Origin of the sequence: uncultured Mobiluncus sp. (genome assembly GCF_947087965.1) — a bacterium.
GTDB lineage: Bacteria > Actinomycetota > Actinomycetes > Actinomycetales > Actinomycetaceae > Mobiluncus.
In genome coordinates, this window is the sequence record NZ_CAMUES010000007.1 from 1 (window position 1) to 21,233 (window position 21,233).

At 60.1% G+C, this 21,233-nt stretch carries 17 protein-coding genes and 1 tRNA gene; 17 read left to right on the forward strand and 1 reads right to left on the reverse strand.

Features of this window, described 5'->3' with window-relative positions; genetic code table 11:
• The 10 genes from Q0V70_RS07690 to Q0V70_RS07735 form a co-directional block, all read left to right on the forward strand.
• On the forward strand, positions 1-2,436 hold a 2,436-nt coding region (locus tag Q0V70_RS07690; protein WP_297590378.1), incomplete at its 5' end, for an NADH-quinone oxidoreductase subunit G.
• Positions 2,437-2,441: 5 nt separating this feature from the next.
• A complete protein-coding gene (nuoH, locus tag Q0V70_RS07695; RefSeq protein WP_297590380.1) occupies positions 2,442-3,800 on the forward strand; it encodes an NADH-quinone oxidoreductase subunit NuoH in 1,359 nt (452 codons plus the stop codon).
• Positions 3,797-4,528: an NADH-quinone oxidoreductase subunit NuoI gene (nuoI, locus tag Q0V70_RS07700; protein WP_297590382.1), complete on the forward strand. Its 732-nt coding sequence runs from the start codon at positions 3,797-3,799 to the stop codon at positions 4,526-4,528. Before nuoH ends, nuoI begins: the two co-directional genes overlap by 4 nt.
• Positions 4,525-5,499, forward strand: coding sequence for an NADH-quinone oxidoreductase subunit J (locus Q0V70_RS07705; RefSeq protein ID WP_297590384.1), 975 nt, complete (start codon positions 4,525-4,527; stop codon positions 5,497-5,499). Before nuoI ends, Q0V70_RS07705 begins: the two co-directional genes overlap by 4 nt.
• Positions 5,496-5,795 carry an NADH-quinone oxidoreductase subunit NuoK gene (nuoK, locus tag Q0V70_RS07710; protein ID WP_282921025.1) on the forward strand — a complete coding sequence of 100 codons (300 nt, stop codon included), beginning with the start codon at positions 5,496-5,498 and terminating at the stop codon, positions 5,793-5,795. Before Q0V70_RS07705 ends, nuoK begins: the two co-directional genes overlap by 4 nt.
• A gap of 15 nt (positions 5,796-5,810) precedes the next feature.
• Positions 5,811-7,802 carry an NADH-quinone oxidoreductase subunit L gene (gene nuoL / locus Q0V70_RS07715; protein ID WP_297590387.1) on the forward strand — a complete coding sequence of 664 codons (1,992 nt, stop codon included), beginning with the start codon at positions 5,811-5,813 and terminating at the stop codon, positions 7,800-7,802.
• Positions 7,803-7,814: 12 nt separating this feature from the next.
• Complete coding sequence (locus tag Q0V70_RS07720; RefSeq protein ID WP_297590390.1) at positions 7,815-9,407, forward strand: NuoM family protein; 1,593 nt, start codon at positions 7,815-7,817, stop codon at positions 9,405-9,407.
• Positions 9,404-10,990, forward strand: a complete 1,587-nt coding sequence (gene nuoN / locus Q0V70_RS07725) for an NADH-quinone oxidoreductase subunit NuoN (protein WP_297590393.1) — start codon at positions 9,404-9,406, stop codon at positions 10,988-10,990. The genes Q0V70_RS07720 and nuoN overlap by 4 nt, the downstream gene beginning before the upstream one ends.
• Before the next feature lie 10 nt (positions 10,991-11,000).
• Complete coding sequence (locus Q0V70_RS07730) at positions 11,001-12,053, forward strand: polyprenyl synthetase family protein (protein WP_297590396.1); 1,053 nt, start codon at positions 11,001-11,003, stop codon at positions 12,051-12,053.
• 25 nt (positions 12,054-12,078) lie between these two features.
• Positions 12,079-12,477: a hypothetical protein gene (locus tag Q0V70_RS07735; protein ID WP_295027607.1), complete on the forward strand. Its 399-nt coding sequence runs from the start codon at positions 12,079-12,081 to the stop codon at positions 12,475-12,477.
• Positions 12,478-12,662: 185 nt separating this feature from the next.
• On the opposite strand, the gene Q0V70_RS07740 is transcribed toward Q0V70_RS07735, so the two are convergent.
• Complete coding sequence (locus Q0V70_RS07740) at positions 12,663-13,523, reverse strand: SDR family oxidoreductase (protein WP_297590399.1); 861 nt, start codon at positions 13,521-13,523, stop codon at positions 12,663-12,665.
• A 113-nt stretch (positions 13,524-13,636) separates the two neighbouring features.
• On the opposite strand from Q0V70_RS07740, the gene lepB reads away from it, so the two are divergent.
• From lepB to Q0V70_RS07775, 7 genes are all read left to right on the forward strand, one after another.
• Positions 13,637-14,536: a signal peptidase I gene (gene lepB, locus Q0V70_RS07745; protein ID WP_297590401.1), complete on the forward strand. Its 900-nt coding sequence runs from the start codon at positions 13,637-13,639 to the stop codon at positions 14,534-14,536.
• Between the two features lie 70 nt (positions 14,537-14,606).
• The gene (htpX, locus tag Q0V70_RS07750) at positions 14,607-15,458 is read left to right on the forward strand and encodes a zinc metalloprotease HtpX (RefSeq protein ID WP_297590405.1); all 852 of its coding nucleotides are present in this window, start codon (positions 14,607-14,609) and stop codon (positions 15,456-15,458) included.
• 65 nt (positions 15,459-15,523) lie between these two features.
• Positions 15,524-16,567 carry an adenosine deaminase gene (locus tag Q0V70_RS07755; protein WP_297590407.1) on the forward strand — a complete coding sequence of 348 codons (1,044 nt, stop codon included), beginning with the start codon at positions 15,524-15,526 and terminating at the stop codon, positions 16,565-16,567.
• A gap of 14 nt (positions 16,568-16,581) precedes the next feature.
• Entirely contained in the window at positions 16,582-16,758 is a 177-nt protein-coding gene (locus Q0V70_RS07760; protein ID WP_297590409.1) for a hypothetical protein, read from the forward strand.
• Positions 16,740-19,451 (forward strand): translation initiation factor 2, encoded by a 2,712-nt coding sequence (locus tag Q0V70_RS07765; RefSeq protein WP_297590412.1) that lies wholly within the window; start codon positions 16,740-16,742, stop codon positions 19,449-19,451. The genes Q0V70_RS07760 and Q0V70_RS07765 overlap by 19 nt, the downstream gene beginning before the upstream one ends.
• A gap of 52 nt (positions 19,452-19,503) precedes the next feature.
• Positions 19,504-20,748 (forward strand): UDP-N-acetylmuramate dehydrogenase, encoded by a 1,245-nt coding sequence (locus Q0V70_RS07770; protein WP_297590414.1) that lies wholly within the window; start codon positions 19,504-19,506, stop codon positions 20,746-20,748.
• A 364-nt stretch (positions 20,749-21,112) separates the two neighbouring features.
• Positions 21,113-21,197, forward strand: a tRNA-Tyr gene (locus tag Q0V70_RS07775).
• Positions 21,198-21,233 lie beyond the last annotated feature (36 nt).

Below are 21,233 nucleotides of genomic sequence, written 5' to 3' on the forward strand. Positions count from 1 at the left end.
ATGCCCAACCGGCAGGGTGAAGTCGCCAAGATGCCCAAACCGATGCCGGCCTGCTCGACCACCTGTTCGGATCGGATGGAGATCTACACCCAGTTCACCTCCGAGGTCGCGGCCAAAGCCCAAAACGGTATCCTCGAGTTCCTGCTGGTCAATCACCCGCTGGACTGCCCGGTTTGCGACAAGGGCGGCGAATGCCCCCTGCAAAACCAGACGTTCATGGAGGGCAACCCGACCTCGCGCTTCACCGATAAAAAGCGTGTCTGGCCCAAGCCGGTGCGCCTGACTTCCGAGATTCTGCTGGACCGGGACCGTTGCGTGCTGTGCCAGCGCTGCGTGCGTTTCGGTAAAGAAATCGCCGGTGACGCCTTCATCGACCTACAAGGGCGGGGCGGCGGTTCCTCTCCATGCGATCACCACTTCTTTATGGGTGAAAACATTGGTTCTTTCGACACGCAGGTGTTGGGGATTTATGACGAAGAGGCGAACCCGGACGGCGCTACCGTCACGGCTTGTGAATCGATGACCGGCCCGAGTGGGGAGCCCGGCATTATCGGTTCGATGCATTCGGGTAACCCGGACGTGGCGCACCGCGACGTGTCCGGTCGACGTTTCGCCTCGTACTTCTCCGGTAACGTCACGCAGATTTGTCCGGTCGGCGCGCTTACGAACGCCTCCTACCGTTTCCGGGCGCGTCCCCACGACCTCATCTCGACCCCCTCGATTACCGACCAGGACGCCAGTGGGGCGGAAATCCGCGTCGATGCGCGCCGTGGGGTCGTGTTGCGCCAGCTGGCGGGGGACAATCCCGAGGTCAACGAGGAATGGATTTCTGACAAGGACCGTTACGCTTTCGCGTGGCAGTCCTCCACGGACCGTTTGACCCGCCCGATGGTGCGTAACGACGCGGGCGAGTTGGAGGAAACCGACTGGGGTACCGCCCTTTCCCGGGCCGCCGCCTATGTTAAAGAATCTGCGGAAAACTCGGAGGTCACGTTCTTCCCCGGCGAACACCTGACCCTCGAGGACTACTACGCTTGGGGCAAGTTTGCTCACGTGGTAGGCAAGTCGAACATTGTGGATGCGCGCTCGCGAGACTTCCGCATGGACGAAGTGAACTTCATCAAAATGCGGGTCGCGGGGCGTCCGGTAACAGTGACCTACCAAGACATTGAAAAAGCGCCGTTTGTGTTCCTGGTCGACCTGGAACCGGAGGACGAATGCGCCACCCTGTTCCTGCGGCTGCGCAAAGCTACGCAAAACCACGGCACGAAGGTCGCCACCCTCGCCTCATTCCTCAGCGATGGTGCGCGCAAACTCGGTGCCACCCTGGTGCAAAACCAGCCGGGGGAGCAACTCCAAATCCTACAAGACATCATCGATGGTAAAGGCGAGTTTGCCTGGGTGAAAGAATCCCTGAGCCAGCCCGGCTCACTGGTGCTGATGGGGGAGCGTGCCAGCTTGGTCGTTGACGAGCTGGAATATGCTGCGCGTCTGGCCGATGCCACAAACGCCGCTTGGGCGTGGATACCGCGGCGTGCCGGTTCGCGTGCCGCTATTGAGGCGGGCTGTTTCCCCGGTCTGCTGCCGCGCGGTCGCCTGGTAACCGACCCGGCGGCACGCGCCGACATCGATGCGGCTTGGGGCCTAAAGGAGCCGCTGCATGAGAATCTGCCGCTGTGTTTCCGGTGTATGTTGACCCCCGAGGCTTGGGAACAGTTCCTGCCCGGCACCACTATGGTGATGGGCGGGGTGGACCTGCGCGACCTGGAGGACCCGGACGGCACGCGGGAAGTCCTCAAAGGCGTGAAGCACGTCATTCAGCTGGAGGTGCGCAAGACCGAGATTACCCAGTACGCCGATGTCGTCCTGCCAGTGGCTCCGCCGCACGAAAAGAGCGGTACTTTCATCAACTGGGAAGGCCGGCTGCGCCCCTTCGGTCAGGCTTTGGCCTCACACGCGCTGCCGGACTGGAAGGTCATGAACCTGTTGGGTCGGGCCGCGGGCTACGACCTGGGGCTGGATTCTCTGGCCGCGATTTGGCACGAATACGAGGAGCTGGGGCCCTGGCAAGGTATCCGTTTGGGGGCGCCTTTCCGGCAGGATCCTCCCATTGTTCCCCCCGAGGCGGGTCAGGCTCTGGTTATCACCTGGAAGCCGCTGCTGGACGCGGGGCGCTGCCAAGACGGCGAACCGTACTTGGCGGGGACTGCCAAAGTTCCGGTGGCGCGCATGAGCGCGAAAACCGCCCGGGAAAACGGTATTACCGACTTTGCCAAGATTACGGGACCGAAAGGCGCCTTGACTCTGCCGGTGGTACTCACTGACCTGCCGGAGCGGGTCGTGTGGATGCCGGAATGTTCCCCCGGATCCCTGGTTCACGAAACCTTGGGTTCGGCTTACGGCCAGCTTGTTAGCTTGAAAGCAGCGGAGGCGTAACCATCATGTACACATTGATTCCTATCCTGACCGTTATGGGAGCTGACCTGTGGCCCGCCGTGGCAGCGGCTCCGAAAGGGGCTGACTTCAGCCAGGAAACCTGGTGGATTTCCCTCATCAAAGCCCTGATTATCATCGTGACGCTGATTCTCTACGTGCTGTTGGCACTGTGGGTGGAGCGCCGCGGCTTGGGCCGTATTCAAACCCGTCCCGGTCCGAACGTGCGCGGCCCGCTTGGTTTGCTCCAAGCGGTTGCGGACGCCGGCAAGATGGTGTTCAAAGAAAACTTCCGTCTCAAGGGTGCCGACACTCTGATTTACCTGGTTTCCCCGATTCTGGTGGCATTCACGGCTTTCGCCATCTTCGCGCTGATTCCCTTCGGGCCCAACGTGACGATTGGTGGAATCTCTACCCCGCTGCAGTTGTTTGACTCCGGGGTCGCCACGCTAATCGTGCTGGCGATTTCCTCCATCGGGATTTACGGGATTGTTCTGGGTGGCTGGTCGGCGAACTCTCCGTTCCCGCTGCTAGGTTCCGTGCGTTCCACGGCTCAAGTTATCTCCTATGAGCTGGCGATGGGCACCGCCTTGGTCAGCGTGTTCATCATGGCTGGTTCCATGTCCACCTCCGAAATCGTGGAGGCGCAAAAGGATCCGAGCTGGCTGCTGGGACTGTTGCCCGCCTTCATCGTCTTTCTCATCGCTTCTTTCGGGGAAACGAACCGTCTGCCCTTCGACTTGACGGAATGCGAAAGCGAGCTGGTGGCCGGACATCAAACCGAATACTCGGGAATGAACTTCGCCTGGTACTACCTGGCCGAATACATCAACATCTTTAATGTTTCCGCCGTGGCGGTGACCATGTTCCTGGGCGGCTACAAAGCGCCGTGGCAGTGGGACTTCATGAACCCCGTCACCGGGTCGCCGTGGTGGGGGATTCTGTGGTTCACCCTCAAGGTGTGGTTCCTGTTCTGGATTTTTGTGTGGGTTCGCGGCACTCAGGTGCGCTTCCGCTACGACCAGTTCATGAACCTGGGCTGGAAGGTCCTGATTCCCGTCGGTTTCGTGTGGATGATGGCGGTGGCTTGGATTAAGGCGCTGCCCGTGTTCTTTGGCTTCAACTCGCAACAAATCATGATTGCGGTAGCGGGGGTCTGCGTGGTGCTACTGGTCATCGTGATGTTGATTCCCGTCAAGAAAGCGAAACCGGTTGCGGACAAACCCTTCGACCCGATGGCGGACGGATTCCCGGTCCCGCCCCTCCCGGGACAAGAGCTGCCTCCCAGTCCGCGTTCCGGACTCTTGAAAGTCACTCCCAACATCCCGGCTGAAACGGCCATCACGGGCGGAAAGGAAGAAAAGTGAGCGAGCAAACTTCTGACAACAACTTGGTCGCCTCCCCTGACGAACCGGACCACGCCGCCGCGTCAACTGGTCCTGCCCCCGCCGCGGACGTGGATCCCCAGCTGTGGCAACGGAAGAAAAAAGGCCCCATCGCGGAGTCGCTGAAAGCGGTCGCCGGTTTCGGAGTCACGTTCCGCAACTTCTTCCGCCCCTACGTGACTGAACAGTATCCGTTCGAAAAGGTACCGACTCAGCCGCGCTACCACGGACGTCACCAGCTGAACCGCTACCCGGACGGCTTGGAAAAGTGTGTGGGCTGCGAACTGTGCGCCTGGGCTTGCCCGGCCGACGCTATCTATGTAGAGGCCGCCTCGAACACCCCGGAGGAACAGTACAGTGCGGGCGAACGTTACGGGCGGGTCTATCAAATCAACTACCTGCGCTGCATCTTTTGCGGGATGTGCATCGAAGCCTGCCCGACGCGGGCCCTCACGATGTCTAACGATTACGAGATTTGGGATGACAACCGCGAGGATTTGATTTTTGAAAAGGACCGCCTGTTGGTTCCTTTGAATGCCGGGATGCTAGACACGCCGCACCCGATGGCGTCAGGCACTTCTGACATGGATTACTACAACGGAAGCGTCACCGGCGCGACCCCCGACCAGATTGACTGGGTCGCGAGTCGCCGTCCGCACGATGCCTCCTTGGCCAGCGCCGGAAAACCGGCACAGGAGGTGAAAGCATGAGCCACTTGCTGCAAGCGGCCGCCGCCTTACCCGAGATGGGCACCGGTCAGACAATCTTCGTAGCGGCGTGTTCCGCTCTGGCGTTGATTGCGGCTTTGGGTGTCGCGCTGTCGAATCGAGCTGTTCACGCCGCGGTCTACATGGTCGCCATGATGGTGTGCGTGGCCGGCATCTACTTTTCGGTCGGAGCCGAGTTCCTGGGCGCGGTTCAGATTGTGGTTTACACCGGCGCCATCATGATGATGTTCCTGTTCGTCATCATGTTGGTGGGGGTACAAGCCGTGGACTCGCCGCGAGACTCCAAAGTCGTGACCGTGGCGGTGGCGGTGCTGCTGGTTGTCGCTTTCGGGATTATGGCGATAGTGGCAGCCGCAAACACCACGGTGAACGGGGCTCCGGCGCAGCCCAGCGGGGATCCGAATCCGGTCCGGCTGGCCTCCGAAGTCATCAACACTTACTACGCTCCGCTGGAAATGGTCGCGACCCTGCTGATTGTGGCGGCGGTCGGGGCGATGAGCCTGACCCACTCCGAGGCGCTGTTGCCGCGCGTGACCCAGTCTTTCCTGGTGAAGCAACGCATGAAAGCGTACCGGGAGTCCGGTCACGTCCTCGGTCAGACTGTGCCGCCGGGTGTTTACGCCGAAACCAATGCTTTGGATGTACCGGCTATCAGCGGCGAAACCCTGCGTCCGGTGCCGGAATCGGTACCGCGCGTGGTGCGAGTTCGCGGCGAAGAACGCTCGCTTGGGGAAGCCTCACCGTGGGCGGCTCGCGCGTTGGCGGCCGAAGCCAGTGGTGACGTGAGCTTGCATGGTGCGAAATCCTCCGCGCTGGTCGCGCGTTCCGGCGCGGCGGGAATGCCCGGAACCGGCGCCCCTGAAACTCTGCCAAATCAGGCAGAACCGCTGGACAACACTATTGAGGGCCACACCGAACCGGGTGCAGCCACGAAAGAAGGAGAGAACGCATGAACGTGATGTTCCTGGTATTCGTGGCCCTGGGCCTCTTTGCCGTGGGCGCCCTGACCGTGCTGCTCCACCGTTCCGCAGTCATTGCCTTGATGGGTGTGGAAATCATGCTGAACTCGTGCAATATCGCGCTGGTGGCTCTGGGAGAAGCCAACGCCAATATGACCGGCCAGGTCCTGGCGTTCTTTGTGATGACCGTGGCGGCGGCGGAAGTCGTGGTCGGCTTGGCCCTGATTGTGTCGCTGTTCCGCTCCCGGCGCACCACCTCCCTCGACGACTTCAACCTGTTGAACGGCTAAGGGGGAAAGGAAAATATGTTGCAAACTTTCAATCTTGTCAACGGGCTGGCTAGCGGCGCGATTCTGGAATTCGGAGCCGCCACCGGCATGGCTCAATACGCCTGGCTGATGATTGCCATTCCTTTCGTCAGTTCCATGTTCCTGCTCATTGCAGGGCGCCGCGTGGATTCCTGGGGACACTACCTGGGAATGCTGGCGCCGTGGGCCTCCTTCGTGGTTGGCGTGGCCATTCTGGTAGAGATGCTGGGACGCTCCCCCGAGAATCGGGCGCAAACCCTGACGGTGTGGAACTGGCTGCCCGGCTCGGAAGTGAACGTGAACTTCGGTCTGCTGCTGGACCCGCTATCCATCTCGTTTGTGATGCTGGTGACGTTCGTCGGCGGTCTCATTCACATCTATTCGGTGGGATACATGGCGGCTGACCCCGACCGGCGCCGTTTCTTTGCCTACCTGAACTTCTTTGTGGCCTCCATGCTGACCTTGGTGCTGGGCAGTTCCTACCTGGTGACGTTCGTCGGTTGGGAAGGCGTCGGTTTGGCATCCTACCTGCTGATTGGCTTCTGGAACCAGGTACACAACAATGCCCTGGCCGCGAACAAGGCTTTCATCATGAACCGCGTGGGTGACCTGGGGCTGCTGCTGGCGATGATGTCAATGTTCGCCGTGGTCGGCTCCGTGGATTTCGCCGATGTGTTGGGCGTTACGCTGCGGCCGAGTTGGGCTACGGCGATTGGCCTGTTCCTGTTGCTGGCGGCCTGTGGTAAATCCGCCCAGTTCCCCCTCCAAGCCTGGCTCGGTGACGCTATGGCCGGTCCGACCCCGGTGTCCGCGCTGATTCACGCCGCCACGATGGTGACCGCGGGCGTGTACCTGATGGTTCGTTCCGGCGCTATCTATACGCAAACCCCGGTCGCGTCCCTGGTCGTGGCCATTGTTGGGGCTATCACTCTGCTGTTTGGGGCCATCGTCGGCTGTGCGAAAGACGACATGAAGAAGGTCCTGGCGGCCTCTACCATGAGCCAAATCGGTTACATGATGCTGGGGGCGGGCCTGGGCCCGGTCGGCTGGGCTTTCGCCATCTTCCACCTCATTACCCACGGCTTCTTCAAGGCTCAGCTGTTCCTGTCTGCCGGTGCGGTCATGCACGCGATGAGCGAACAGGTCAACATTCGCCGTTTCGGCGGGCTGTTCAAGGTCATGAAGATTACCTGGTTCGCGTTCTTTATCGGCTGGCTGGCTATCCTGGGAATCCCGCCGTTCTCCGGATTCTTTTCCAAGGACAAAATCATCGAGGTGGCTTTCCTGCCCAACCCGAACTTCGGAACCTGGTACCCCTGGGTATTTGGTCTCGTTGCCCTGTTCGGCGCCGGTATCACCGCTTTCTATATGTCCCGCCTGTTCTTCCTGATCTTCCACGGGGAGGCTCGCTGGACTACCGAGGCAGAAGGCGCCCCGGTACACCCGCACGAGGCCGGTCCGTGGATGACCATTCCGCTCCTGGTGCTGTCCGTGTTCTCCATTGCACTCGGCGGCCTGCTCTCGGTAGGCAACCTGTTCGTGACGTGGCTGAACCCCATCGTGAATATCGGCACCCGCGGCCAGATGGTCGAGCATGGCGAGCCGGTCATGCCCGAAGCCCTGCTGATTGGGTTGACCCTGGCGGTGGTCATCATCGGGGTGCTCACCGCGTGGGTGCTGTTCATGAAACGTCCGGTCGAAAAGGCCGTGCCCGAAGCCAACGCCTTTATCATGGCGGCCCGCGAGGACCTCTACCAAGACGTTGTCAACGAAAAGGTTGCGATTATCCCCACGCTGGCGCTGTCCTCCGGGGTGGCGGTGGCAGACCGGGTGGTCATCGACGGCATCGTGGAAGGCACCGGTCGGCTCTCACTCTGGCTCGGTAAAGTCGGGGCGCTGGCTCACTCCGGTTCCCCGCGCCGCTACGCTGGCTGGACCCTGTTCGGCACAGTTTTGGCTCTTGTCCTGGTATTGGCGACAAGGCTGTGAGGTAAACGAAGGATGAACATGGTTTTGACTCAAACAACTATTCCGACAACGGCTGGTTTCCCGTGGTTGTCCTTGCTGGTGGGTATCCCGATGGGGTTTGCCCTGGCAATCTGGCTCATCCCCTGGCTGCGTTCCATCGGCCGGGAAGTTTCCCTCGCCGTGTCTAGTGCGGTCCTGGCAGGTGTGCTGGTGGCCCTGTTTACCAGCTATGACTTCGCCCCGGAGACGCCGGGAGCTTTCCAACTGGGCGAATCCTACTCGTGGATGCCCGCGATTGGCCTGTCTTGGGCGCTGGGCGTCAACGGGCTGGGCATGGTGATGATTATCCTCGCCACCGCCCTGACCCCCCTGGTCATTCTGGCTTCCTGGCGGGACGACACCGACCCGAAAGCGGCAGCCGGCTACGCCGCCCTCATCTTAGCTTTGGAATCCTTCATGGTGCTGCTGTTCGTCGCCCGTGACCTGCTGCTGTTCTATATCGCCTTTGAGGGGATGCTGATTCCGCTGTACTTCCTGGTGGGCCGTTACGGTAACGGGGATGCACAAGTGCGCCGCCACGCCGCTATCAAGTTCGTACTGTATTCCCTGGCGGGCGGCTTGGTCATGCTGTTTGGCGTCATCGGCGTCTACGTGTATTCCGGCGGTGGCGACCGGGCTTTCCACATGGATTACCTGACCTCCGGGAACTTCCACCCCGGGGCAGCCGGCATGTGGATGATGACGACTTTCCTCATTGCTTTCGCAATCAAGGCTCCGATGGTGCCGGTACACACCTGGCTGCCTTCCACCGCGGCGGTTGCCCGCGGCGGTACCTCCGTGCTGCTGGTGGGGGTACTGGACAAGGTCGGTACCTGGGGCATGATTATGTTCTGCTGGCAGCTGTTCCCGGAGGCGTCCGCCAAAGTTGCGCCCGTTATCGTGGTGTTGGCAATCATCTCGATTCTGTGGGGGGCACTGGCGGCAATTTCGCAAAAGGACCTGCTGCGTTTGGTGTCTTTCACATCCGTGAGCCACTTCGGGTTCATGGTGCTGGCGCTGTACATCGGCTCTCAGACCGCGATTGAGGGCGCCATGCTCTACATGGTCGCCCACGGGGTGTCTATCGCCGGTTTGTTCCTGTTGAGCGGCTGGCTGACCACGCGAGGCGGCACCCAAGAAATCGCGGCCTACCGCGGTTTCCAGCGGGTCACCCCGACTTTGGCAGGCCTGTTCCTGGTGTCGGGCTTGGCGGCTATCGCCCTGCCTGGCCTGTCCGGTTTCCTGCCCGAATACTTGATTCTGGTCGGCACGTTTAAGATGAACATCGCGGCGGCGATTGTGTCTATCCTCGGAGTAGTGCTGGCTTCGGTTTACCTACTGGTGCCTTACCTGAATGTGTTTACTGGGCCGATTGACGGCGAGGTTCGCGAAGCTGACGATTTGAACTGGCGGGAAAAGTTCATCATGGTTCCCTTGGTTTTGGCGATGTTTGGTTTGGGCGTTCTGCCCGGACCGACCTTGGACCTGATCAAGCCTGATGCTGCCCTCATGTATCAAGCAGTGTCTAATAGCGGGTTGGTGTCTGCCTCAGCTGTCTTAGCCACGAGCGAAGGAGGCGCCCAATGAACGCGATTCTTCCGGTGATTGTGAAAACCTTGGAGGTTAGCCCCGTGGTGGAGTGGGATGCGCTAAGTCCCCTGCTAGTCCTGCTGGGCGCCGCCGTGTTAGCGACCCTGATTGAGGCCTTCCCCTGGCCCGGCTTCCGTAAAGGCGTCAACGCCTTCCTCACTATCGCCAGCATCATTACAGCGATTATCCTGGTGGCTTGGCGTTTCTCCGTGGTCGGTCAGCAGGGGGCGCGGCAAATCGCGGCGGGAACCCTGTTTGAGGATCAGCTCTCGCTGGGATTCCAGCTGGTTTTGCTGGTCGTAGGGCTGTTGGCGGCCATTGTCGTCATTGACCGCTCCACCCCGAACGACGGCTCGTTTGCTCCCCAGGCGGCCGACACCCCCGGCTCTTCCCAAGAAAACTACGCGATTAAGATTCGCTACCAGCGCACGGAAATGTACGCCTTGTTCCTCTACTCGCTGGGCGGCATGATGGCTTTCATCAGCTCAGGGAACCTGTTGACCCTGTTCGTGGCCCTGGAGTTGATGAGCTTGCCGCTCTACATCATGAGCGCGATGGGTCGGCGTCGTCGCCTGCTGAGCCAAGAAGCCGGTCTGAAGTACTTTATCCTCGGCGCTTTTGCCTCGGCATTCTTCCTGATGGGTATCACCATGCTCTACGGCTACACCGGGACTTTGAGCATGGTCGAGATGTCCAACGCGGTGGCCTTGAACTCGGGCTTGGACTGGATGCTCCTGACCGGCGGGGCGATGCTGCTGGTGGGCTTGTTCTTTAAGGTTTCCGCCGTGCCGTTCCACGCCTGGGCTCCCGACGTTTACCAAGGCGCGCCCTCGCCGATTTCCGGCTTCATGGCGGCTGGGGTGAAAGTCGCTGCTTTCGGTGCTCTGCTGCACCTGTACAGTTTCCTCTACACGCAGTTGAGCTGGGACTTCGTGGTCCTCATGTGGATGGTCATCATCGCGACCATCGTGGTGGGCACCTTCCTGGGCATCGTCCAAACTGACGTGAAGCGGATGTTGGCATACTCCTCGATTGCCCACGTGGGCTTCATCATGATTGCCCTGTTCGGGACTACGGGTAGCGCTTTCACTTCCATAGTCTTTTACGTCTTGGCTTACGGCGTCGCCACCATCGGCGCTTTTGCTGTCGTCTCGATTGTGCGTGACGAGGATGCAGAAGGCACGGTGCGCGGCGAGGCTTCGGCGCTGAGCTCTTGGGACGGTTTGGGGCGTAAGCATCCGGCCATGGCCGCCGCAATGGCTATCTTCCTGCTGAGCTTCGCGGGTATCCCTCTGACCGGTGGATTCATTGGAAAGTTCGTCGTGTTCGAAGCGGGCTTGGCGGCGGATTCCGCCAACGGCATCCTGGTCCTGATTGGATTGCTGGCCTCGGTCGTTACCGCGTTCTTTTACTTCCGGGTCATCATGCGAATGTTCTTTACCGAACCCGGTTCAGACACCGCCACCATCTCGGCTGGCGACGGCTTGACCAAGTGCGTCATCGTGCTGTGCGCGCTGGCGACCATCGCATTGGGTGTCGCCAGCCAGCCGCTTTTGGCGTTGTTTACTCTGGGCGCATAGTCTTGAACCCGTGAGAAAAAAACTGACCGCTACGCAATACCCGGTCTCGACCGATTCTGTCTTAGAGACACAGGGCTCACTGGAAACGAAACTCCAGGAAGCCTTAGATGACGTCGAACAGATGCTGGTGCGGGAAACCCAGACGCAGCGGGATAACACCTCTGAGCTGGTTTCCCACCTGCGATCCGCTGGTGGAAAACGGATGCGTCCCCTGCTGACCCTACTCATTTCCCAGCTGGGAGCTCCGGATCAACCCGTGTCCACCCAGGTTAAGCAAGCCGCGGTGGCAGTGGAGCTGACTCACCTGGCTTCGCTGTACCACGATGATTTGATGGACGAAGCGACCGTGCGTCGCGGGGTGCGCGCGGCGCACGTGCAGTGGACTAACACTCTGGCGGTGATGGCGGGGGATTTGATTTTTGCCCGAGCCTCCCTGCTGGTGTCCGAACTCGGACCTAGCATCGTGGCGCAGCATTCCCAAACGTTCGAGCGGTTGTGCTTGGGGCAAATGCATGACATTTTCGGTCCCGGCGATGATGACGACCCCATCGAGTTCTATATTGACGTGCTGCGGGACAAAACCGGCGCGTTGATTGGCTGTGCGGCACTGTACGGGGCGGAACTCTCCGGCTGCGAGGCGGCCACGGTCGCGGCCGTGACCCAGTTCGGCGAGGATTTGGGCGTGGCGTTCCAGATTGCCGATGATGTGTTGGATCTGCAGGCTACCGAGGCTCAAAGCGGGAAAACCCCCGGAGCCGACCTGCGCGACGGCACGAAAACGCTACCCGTCCTGCTGCTGGAAAAGACCGTGCAGGAGGGCCGGGACACCGAGGCCGACCGCGCCTTGTTGAAAGCGATTGGCGATACTGCCTCCCTGCAAGACGATGCGGTTTTAGCCCAAGTCACCGCCCAATTGGCGGCGCACCCGGTGACGGCGGAAACAAAGCGGCTGGCCGAGCAGTGGGTCGAACGCGCCCTGGGACACCTGGACCACATTCCCGAAGGAAAAGTTAAGGCCGCTCTCTCGGATTTTGCACACTTGCAAATTAACCGCCTAAAGTAGACCTGAAACTGAGGAGGACATCATTATGATTCGTAAAATTGCCGGACTGTGCCTGGCAGGAGCCCTGGTATTTAGCTTGACTGCCTGCGGAAACGAAGCCAAGGACGGGACGAAACCCAGCAAGGATGAGTTTTCTACGGCTCTGGCTGACCAGCTCGCCGCCGCCAAGAACGGTGCCGATGGGGAGGCTAAAGATAAGCAGCAAGAGGCCGCTGTAGCGGACATTATGTCTGTAGCTTTGGCTGCCTGCGCGGCCGATAAGGTCTATGAAGATTTGCCTTCCGGCACCGTGATTACGGTGGTTGAGGGCCGATTGAAAGACCTGACGCCGGGACACCGTCGCACCGTCGACGATGCCGTGAAAGCCTGTGCGGAAGAGATCGCTGCTGATTCCAGCGGTAAATCCAAAAAATCCGGAAAGTAAGGCTTAGAGCAGGGGCTTCGCCGCACATCAGTGCGGCGAAGCCCTTTTTATTTTGGGGGTATGCAGCCGCGCCGTTTTGACGCTACTTCGTAGCGTCGGCGTTTTATTTTTGTGGTGCTTCGCCTGAAACGGTGCACCAGCACCGTTTCTTAACGGCTTCGCGCTGTTGCCGCGCCGATTTGACGCTACTTCGTAGCGTCGCCGGCGCGCCCTTTGAACTCATTCATTGTGTCGGCGACGCCGAAGAATTCCACCATCGCGTCCATGAAAGGTACCGGGAAGGCCTGCAAAATCTGTACCAGGCGCACAATCGGGGGGTGGACCTTAAACTGGGTACCTTTGTCGATTGCGTCCAAAACCTGAGTCGCGACTTTTTCCGGAGTAAGGATTGGCAAAACCAGGGAAAACTTTGTTTTCACCCCGGCGAACATCCCGGTCGAAATGTAATACGGGCAGTACAGCAAGGTATGGACGTGCGAACCCATATGGCGCAGTTCCTCACGCAGGGATTGGGCAAAACCGACCGCCCCGAACTTGGAACCGTTGTAGTCACTCAGGCGCGGCACCCCGACCAACCCAGCTGCTGAGGCGATAGTCACGACTGAACCGCGGTCACGCGCAATCATGCCCGGCAAAAACTCGCGAACCGTACGATAGTGGGCAATCGTGTTCACCTCGAAAGAACGCTGCACATCGCGGTCGGTCGTTTCCAACACAGGTTTACCGGTGACGATACCGGCATTGTTGATGAGGATGTCAACCCTGCCGTACTCGCTCAAGGTCTGTCGAGCAGCTTCATGCACGACCTCGGCATCGGTGACGTCCACCGTGAACGCCCCGGAACGGAAACGCGGTGCCGTGGCGGCAGCTTCCGCCATACCGGCCGTTTCCGCGCCGGACTCGGCATTCAAATCCCAAATGATGACGGCTCTGGCTCCGCGCCGGGCAGCTTCCACGGCCATCAGCCGGCCAATCCCGGACCCAGCTCCGGTAATCAACACCACGGCACCCTTTACCGGGGCCTTGAAAGGTTTGAAAAACAACATCTTGCCCGCCTTCCTGCAGATTGTTCCCACCGAGGGCTGACATAGACCCCGGATTAGACCAAATTCTATTCCTGAGACGCAATCGGTGTGGGTCAAACGGTAGGATTGAGGACGTGAGAAAAAAGACGCAGCTGACCCGGGACACTGGGGACCCCGCCGAACGCGCCGCAGCGACCCCCGAGGCCGCACTGTCGCGCACTCACCGCAAGAAAACTAAGAACTCGCCGTGGTGGGTGGACTTGGTTGTGGGGGTGGTCGTCGCTGTTGTCTTAATGGCGCTGGCCAAAGCGTTTGTTTTTCAATTTTTCGTGATTCCTTCCGAGTCAATGGAAAACACCCTGATGAAGGGCGACCGGATTTTTGTTTCGAAAATGAAGAACTTTCAGCCCATTGAGCGCGGCGACATCGTAGTGTTCGAGGATCGCCACAACTGGCTGCCTGACGAGTTTAAGAACGACAACCCCACCGGTTTTGCCGCTACCGCCTTCGGACAAGCCCTCGATAAAGGACTGCGGGTGTTGCAGCTGAAACCTGAATATCCCGGGGGATACCTGGTCAAGCGGGTCGTTGGAGTTAGCGGGGACCACGTGACCTGCTGCAATGTCCAAAATAAGATTGAGGTTAACGGCAAGGTCGTGGCGGAACCCTATGTGAAGAAGGGCGCAAACACGATACCGGTGTCTTTTGATGTGACCGTGCCCGCCGGCAAGTACTGGGTGATGGGGGACAACCGCGATAATTCCGGGGATTCCCGCTACCATCAGGACGACAACAACCACGGTTTCGTGGACGAGGAACAAATCGTGGGCCGCACTGTGCTGCGCTATTTCCCCGTGAGCCGGATTAAGACTTTTTCCAATCCGGGCCTCAATCAGCTGCCTCGCGCGACCAAGACGGCCCGGCCCCCGAACAACCAGCCGCCTCCGAGCGACCAGCAGCCCCAGACACCGCCGCCTGCTACCGAAGCTGTCTCGCCCGGAGCCTCCCCGGAGGGCGCGAAAAACAATAAATAGCGCGGAAAATTCGTACCGTAGGTGGAGACTTCCCGGCGAGATTTAGCTCACTTATCGTTACAATCAAAGCGTGAAGAAACATTTCAATGGCTTGAAAACCGCAGTGCTGCTGGGTGTGCTGTGGATGGTACTGTTGGCAATCGGCGCCCTGTTAGCGGGCGGCACCGGAAACCGCACGTGGATTATCGTGTTCGGGGCCATCGCCCTGATTCAAACCGCGGTGGGCTATTGGAACTCGGACAAAATCGCTTTGCGTGCCATGAACGCCCAGCCGCTCACCCCCCAGCAAGCCCCCGAACTGTACTCGATGGTGCAGGGCTTGTGCCAGCAGGCAGACCAGCCCATGCCTGCCTTGTACCTCGCCCCGACCCAAACCCCCAACGCCTTCGCGACCGGGCGCAACCCGCAGCACGCGGCGGTGTGCGTCACCCAGGGCATTCTGGACATTCTGGAGCCGCGCGAACTGCGGGCCGTGCTGGGCCACGAACTCATGCACGTGTACAACCGGGACATTCTCACGTCCTCGGTGGCGGCGGGCTTGGCCGGGGTTATCACATCCATAGCCCAGTTCGCTTTGTTTTTCTCAGGGCGTGACCGTGAAGGCGGGGGAGCGATTGCCGGTCTGTTGCTCGCCTTGGGGGCACCTATCGCGGCTTCACTCATTCAGTTGAGTATTTCCCGGACTCGCGAGTTTGATGCGGACGAGGACGGTGCGCGCCTGGCTAATGACCCGCTGGCGCTGGCTTCGGCCCTCAAGAAGCTGGAAACCGGGGTGGCTCGCGCCCCGTTGGCGCCCACTCCGCAGCGTCAAACTGTGTCTGCCATGATGATTGCCCACCCGTTTCGGACACGTAACCTGTTTTCGACCCACCCCCCGATGGATCAGAGGATTAAGCGTCTGGAAGAAATGGCGGGTTATTAGCCCCGGAAACCTAGTGGCTGGGGGCAAAGTTTTGTCCGACGCGAAAAACCCCTAGATTAGTAACCGTGAGTGAACTGAAGCGGGATTTGCGGGCTTTACCCAAAGCGCATCTACACCTGCATTTTACCGGGGCGATGCGTCCCCAGACCCTGCTGGAGTTGGCCCGGGAAACTCAGCAGCGTCTGCCGCGCTTTATGGGGGAAGGCGACCCCCTGCACGTCCCGGCTGACGAGCGGGGCTGGTTTCGTTTTCAACGTTCCTATGACCTGGCACGAGCCCTGGTGCGCTGTGAAACGGTGATGCGCCGCATTGTGCGGGAGGCGGCTGAGGACGACGCGGCGGAAGGCTCGCGACGTTTAGAAATACAAGTCGACCCCACGTCTTATGCCCCCTGGGTGGGGGGACTGACCCCTGCCCTGGAAATCATCTTGGACGAAGCGAAAGTTTCCGCCGCGGCAACCGGGGTGGAGATCGGGGTCATTGTGGCGGCATCTCGCACCCGCAACCCGATGGATGCCCGAACTTTGGCGCGTTTGGCCTCCCGTTATGCCGGGGATCAGCCGGGAGAAGTCATCGGATTCGGGCTGTCCAACGATGAACGTTCCGGTTCTACCCCCGACTTTGAACCGGCGTTTCGTATCGCCGCGAGGGCGGGGCTGGCCAGCTTACCCCACGGCGGGGAACTGCGCGGCCCGGAACATATCGCCCAAGTGGTGCGTCACCTGCACCCCGCCCGCCTGGGCCACGGGGTCAGGGCCGCGGAACAACCCGACCTGCTGAGGTCATTGGTAGACCACGGTATCGCTCTGGAAGTGTGCCCGGCCTCGAACGTATCCCTAGGGGTGTATCCCACGCTCGCCGAAGTTCCCTTGCGCACCTTGACCGAGGCCGGCGCCACGGTAGCGCTGGGGGCGGACGATCCGCTGCTGTTCCGGTCACGGCTGTTGGACCAGTATGAATTTGCCCGTCAGGTCGCCGGGTTCACCGACCAGGAGCTGGCCGAACTGGCTGCAGGCTCTGTCCGGGCCTCGTTGGCCAGCGCGCCAACCAAGACAAAACTGCTGGAGCAAATCGATTTGTGGCTCAAGAGTTCCAATCCTGGGAATTAAACGGGTAAAATCTGATGATAGTTACTTTCCGGGATGGCGAGGAGTTTTGCTGGGTGCCTCTAGCTAATCCTGGAGAAGCTGCCTCGGAAACGGCCGAAAGCCTGTTGCCGGCAAACTCTCAGCAATCTGCCCGGTGGGCAGCATTTGGAATCACCAGCGGGAAGGCGTCGCAGTGTTTGATGAATGGCTGACCTTCCCCTCCAATGGGGTGGCCTGGGCATTCCAGATTTTTACCAAGTTCGGGCCATTGCCAATCATGCTGGCAATTTTTATCATCATGGTTCCATTTCGGCCCCAGGTTCCCCGAACCATGCCGATGCACCACCGCCGAGCTATCCTCCAGATGGAGTGGACTTTACGTGTCGCCCTGTCTTTCGCCCTGATTACCGTAATGCTCAGCCCGGCTGCCCTCATCAGCTTGTACAACTCCGGGTTGTTGACGCAAAACGCGTTTAACTCGATGAATACCATGCTGGTGCTGTTGGTGGGGGTCGCTTTCCAATTGCCTTACCTGTTGATGGTTCACGTGTGGTTTCCCCGGCCCCTGAACTGGTTGCCGAATCGCAACTGGGTCATCAGCCCGCGCTTCCGGTTGCGGGCGTGGCTGGTGTATATCCTCATCTGGATAGCGACCGAAATCATGATGGTGGTGGGCGGAATCGCGTTTGAAAGGCCGAATGCCTCCATTTCGAGCGAAGAAATTCTAGCCGCGGCAGGGTATTACCTGATTGAAGGCATCATCTTCCTGACTATGGCGGTATATATCCAGTACCGCATCTCGTGGCGGAATCCCGTCCCGGGAGTGCCGCTGGCGGTGGATATGGCGCTACGCCGCGAGGACTTGAACAATGTGCAAAAGTTCGCCACGTTCATTTTGGGTGCGGGAGTGTCGCGGTGTCTGCAGTTCCTGGCGCAACTTCAATATGAAAGCGGGCCGTTCGCTATCTCAGCTGTATCTCTGGTGTTGAGCTGGGCGGTGTCTTTGAGCTCGTTGGCTATCGCCTGCATTCCGACCTGGTGGTTTATGCGCAAGATGGATCCGTCTCGACGCCTCATGAAGGCGCTGAGAGACAAGGTGATGAGTGAAAAACGTGACCCGAATCTGTTCAGCTTGGAAAATTTCCGGAACATGTTGGACTATGACGAGGACGAACTTATTAAGGGATCTATACCCCAGCCGAGGAAAAATCTGTTTGTGTCCACGCTGGAAAATCCCCAAAAAGATCTGCTGACCGCTCCCGGCTCCGGTTCGGCTCCCGAAGAAGTCGCCCAGGCTTTCACGTATATGTCCAAATTGGCTGCCCGTGCAGGAGTGGGATTGACCCCGGAGGAACGCAAGGGATTGGCGGAGATTCGCCAAGCTGTACGGGAACTGGTGGAACACCGTGTAGCTTTGAATGAGGGCGTGGCATCCAACTTGATTCCGATGAACCCCAATCCCGCGCTGGCCCAGGGCGGTGAACTTGGGGACACTGTTGGGTTGCCCGAAGGACAGGCAGAGGAAGGTGAACCTCTGGATTCGGGCTTGGCGCACCTGTTGGGTCAGTCCGTCAACGACACCGCGGTTGGTTTGGATTCGCAAACTTTACAGGAATGGGGCGAGTTCTACAAAGAAAAAGACGAGATGGAACGCCAGGAAAAGGCATGGGAAAAGCAAAAGGAAATGCAGGAACTGGCCATCAAAACGTTTGGCTTTGACCCTTATGCCTATGACCCCTACGGATATGCCAACCCGTACGGCGGCTCCGCCAACCCCTACGCAGACTTCGGAACCGACCCTTATGCGCAGTCTTATGCGGACGGCTACAGCTACGGGACGGCCAACCCTTATGCGGAGTTATATGGGGATCCCGGGTATTCCGACCCTTACGGCGGGTATGGCTACGACCCTTACGGCTACAGCGCGGCGGGATATTGGCAGATGAATCCAAACATGGCTGGGGCTTACGGAGCATATCCTTGGGGCTGGCCCAACGGTGCGCCCACTATTCCCAATCCACAGCCTTACGGTTACTTGGATGCGGGCGGGACCAATGGTGCATCCTCGGAGGTTCCCGGGAATCCCGCGGCGGTTTCCGGGGCAGGTCCGGAAGGATCTATGTTCCCCGGTCAGCCCGAGGCGGGTCCGCAGGGCGGGGTGTTCCCGATTCCTGGTGACCCCCTTTCCCCCGGAGGGATGGGTGCTGGTGAAGCGGGTCCCGCGAATAACTGGCCGGGCAGCGAACCCCAGAACGCAGGGTTCCCCAGCCAGCCTGGCGGACCTCAAGTTCCCGGTTTAGGCGCGCCAGCGGGGCCGGGTGCGGGAACTACGCCAGCTATGCCCGATGCCCCCACGGAGCCTAGTGCGCCGGTATCGGGAAGCGCGCCGATGGGTCCGGCCGGGCTCGGAGCCCCAGCTGGAGTTGGCACGCCGATGCTAAACAATCCCGTGAATCCCGCGAATCCTGCGGCGTCAGAACATCAGGCTGCACCGGGTTATCCCTTTGTGGTGCGAACGATGGAAGGCTACTCCACCGTGGGCGCTCCCGCGTCGCCACCGTCCCTGCACCCCCTGGTTAACTGGGGCCAGCCCGGTCCGCAGCTTCCAAACCCACCAGCCAACTATGGCCAGCCCGGCCCGCAGGTCCCGGGCGCACCGGCGAACCCTGGCCAACCCGTTCCGCAAGCGAATCCGGGATTTCCCCAAAATCCCGGCCTTGTGAACCCCGCCGGACCGAACGTTCCTCCTCCCGTGCAGCCCAACGCCCCGATGAACATGGAAGCGGCCGATGAAGGAATCGACCCTCGGGCCGTGTACCCGCCGACCTTTGCCAAGCCGCGACCCGCCCCGAGACAGTACGAAGAATTCGTTGAGGGCGAAGCTGAAATCGAAGAACTGCCCTAGCGGACACGTCCCGTACCAAGGGTGGCGCATGGGGATAAAGGAGACTTAATCAGTGCGATTGGCAGAATTATGTACTTTGCGCGTAGGGGGAGAAGCGCGCCGCTTTTTGCTGAGTACGCGGCGTGACGAGCTGATTCAGGTGATTGCGCAGGCTGATGCGGACGGGGAGCCGCTGTTGTTCCTGGGCGGAGGGTCGAACCTGGTGCCGGTGGACGGCGAGTTTCCTGGATTAGTGCTTCGCGATGGTCGCGAGGACGTGCGGGTGTTGACCTTGCAGGAGTTCAGCGACTTGCGCGCTGGCGGGGAGCAACCATCTCAGGGACGTGAACCCGACACTGAGCTGCGCCCTGATGTGTCTAACGGCATTCGTGATGCCGCTGCGGTCGTGGCGAAAGCTCAGCAGCTCGCCACCGCCACGCCCTCGTGCGTATTTCTCAGCGTGTCCGGGGGGCTGGCTTGGGACCGACTGGTCGAGTTTTGTGTGACGCAAGGGTTTTCCGGACTGGAGGCGCTGAGCGGAATCCCCGGCGTGGTCGGGGCGGCGCCCGTGCAAAATATCGGGGCTTACGGAGGGGAAGTCGCGGACTGCCTGCTGGGAGTCACCGCGTGGGACCGCCAGGAGCGCCGGCTGGTGTATTTGAGCGCTGCGGACCTCCGGTTCGGCTACCGAGATTCCCTACTCAAACAGTCTCGACTCCAGGTCGAAGCTGGTTCTGGAATGCCGCGGTTTGCGCCGGCACGCCCCGGGACAAACCCCGCCACCGGGCGGTGGATTGTGCTGGAAGTCGATTTTGTGCTGCAGCGCGGCGGGGGCACACCCGTTCGTTACGCCCAGTTGGCGGGGGCGCTCGGAGTGTCGATGGGCACGGTCGTACCGGCGGCCCAGATTCGCACGGCAGTGCTGGAACTGCGGCATTCCAAAGGCATGGTTCTGGACCCATCCGACCATGACACCTGGTCGGTAGGGTCGTTCTTTACCAATCCGATATTGCCGGTCGAGGCGGCCGCGGCTTTGAGACTGCCTCAGGACGCTCCCCGCTGGGAGGCGGCGCTGCCGGGCCGTGCCGGGGAGGTGGGCGTGAAACTGTCTGCTGCCTGGCTCATCGAGCACTCCGGCATTACGAAAGGATTTATCCTGCCGGGTGCGGGCGCGGGAGTCTCGACTAAACACGTCCTGGCGCTGACAAACCGCGGCAACGCCACGGCCGCGGACATTCAGGCTCTGGCCAGCCATATCATTGCCGCGGTGCAGGGGGCTTATGGGGTTACCCTGGTTCCCGAGCCGGTCATTTTGTAGCGTTTTGCGAATCACCCAGATTCGCACTACCCGGCGCGAATGACCGATTTCACCGCCTCCGAGCATAACCTCACCGACTCGAAAATGTGCCTACCAGCAGTTTTATGAACAGAACGTCGGGCGCGACTGCGGATTCCAACTCGAAATCGGTCGTTTATGCAATAGCCTCAGCGGTTTCCAACGCTGGTGAGAATCCGGGGATACCCGCTAGGGTTGTCAATAAACCGGGGGATTTGGGCGGTAGCTGCCATTATTGGCAGCTACCCGGCTAGTCTCCCCCTATAATCCACAAAACTCCGCTCCGAACCGACGTTTGCGAAAATAGCGGCGTATCTGGTAGCCTAGTTGGGCGCTTTCAGCGTATGGCGGGTTTCCCGAGTGGCCAAAGGGGACTGACTGTAAATCAGCTGCGCAATGCTTCAGGGGTTCGAATCCCTTACCCGCCACCACCACTTTATTCTGGGTTATTTTTACGGCACAGAAAT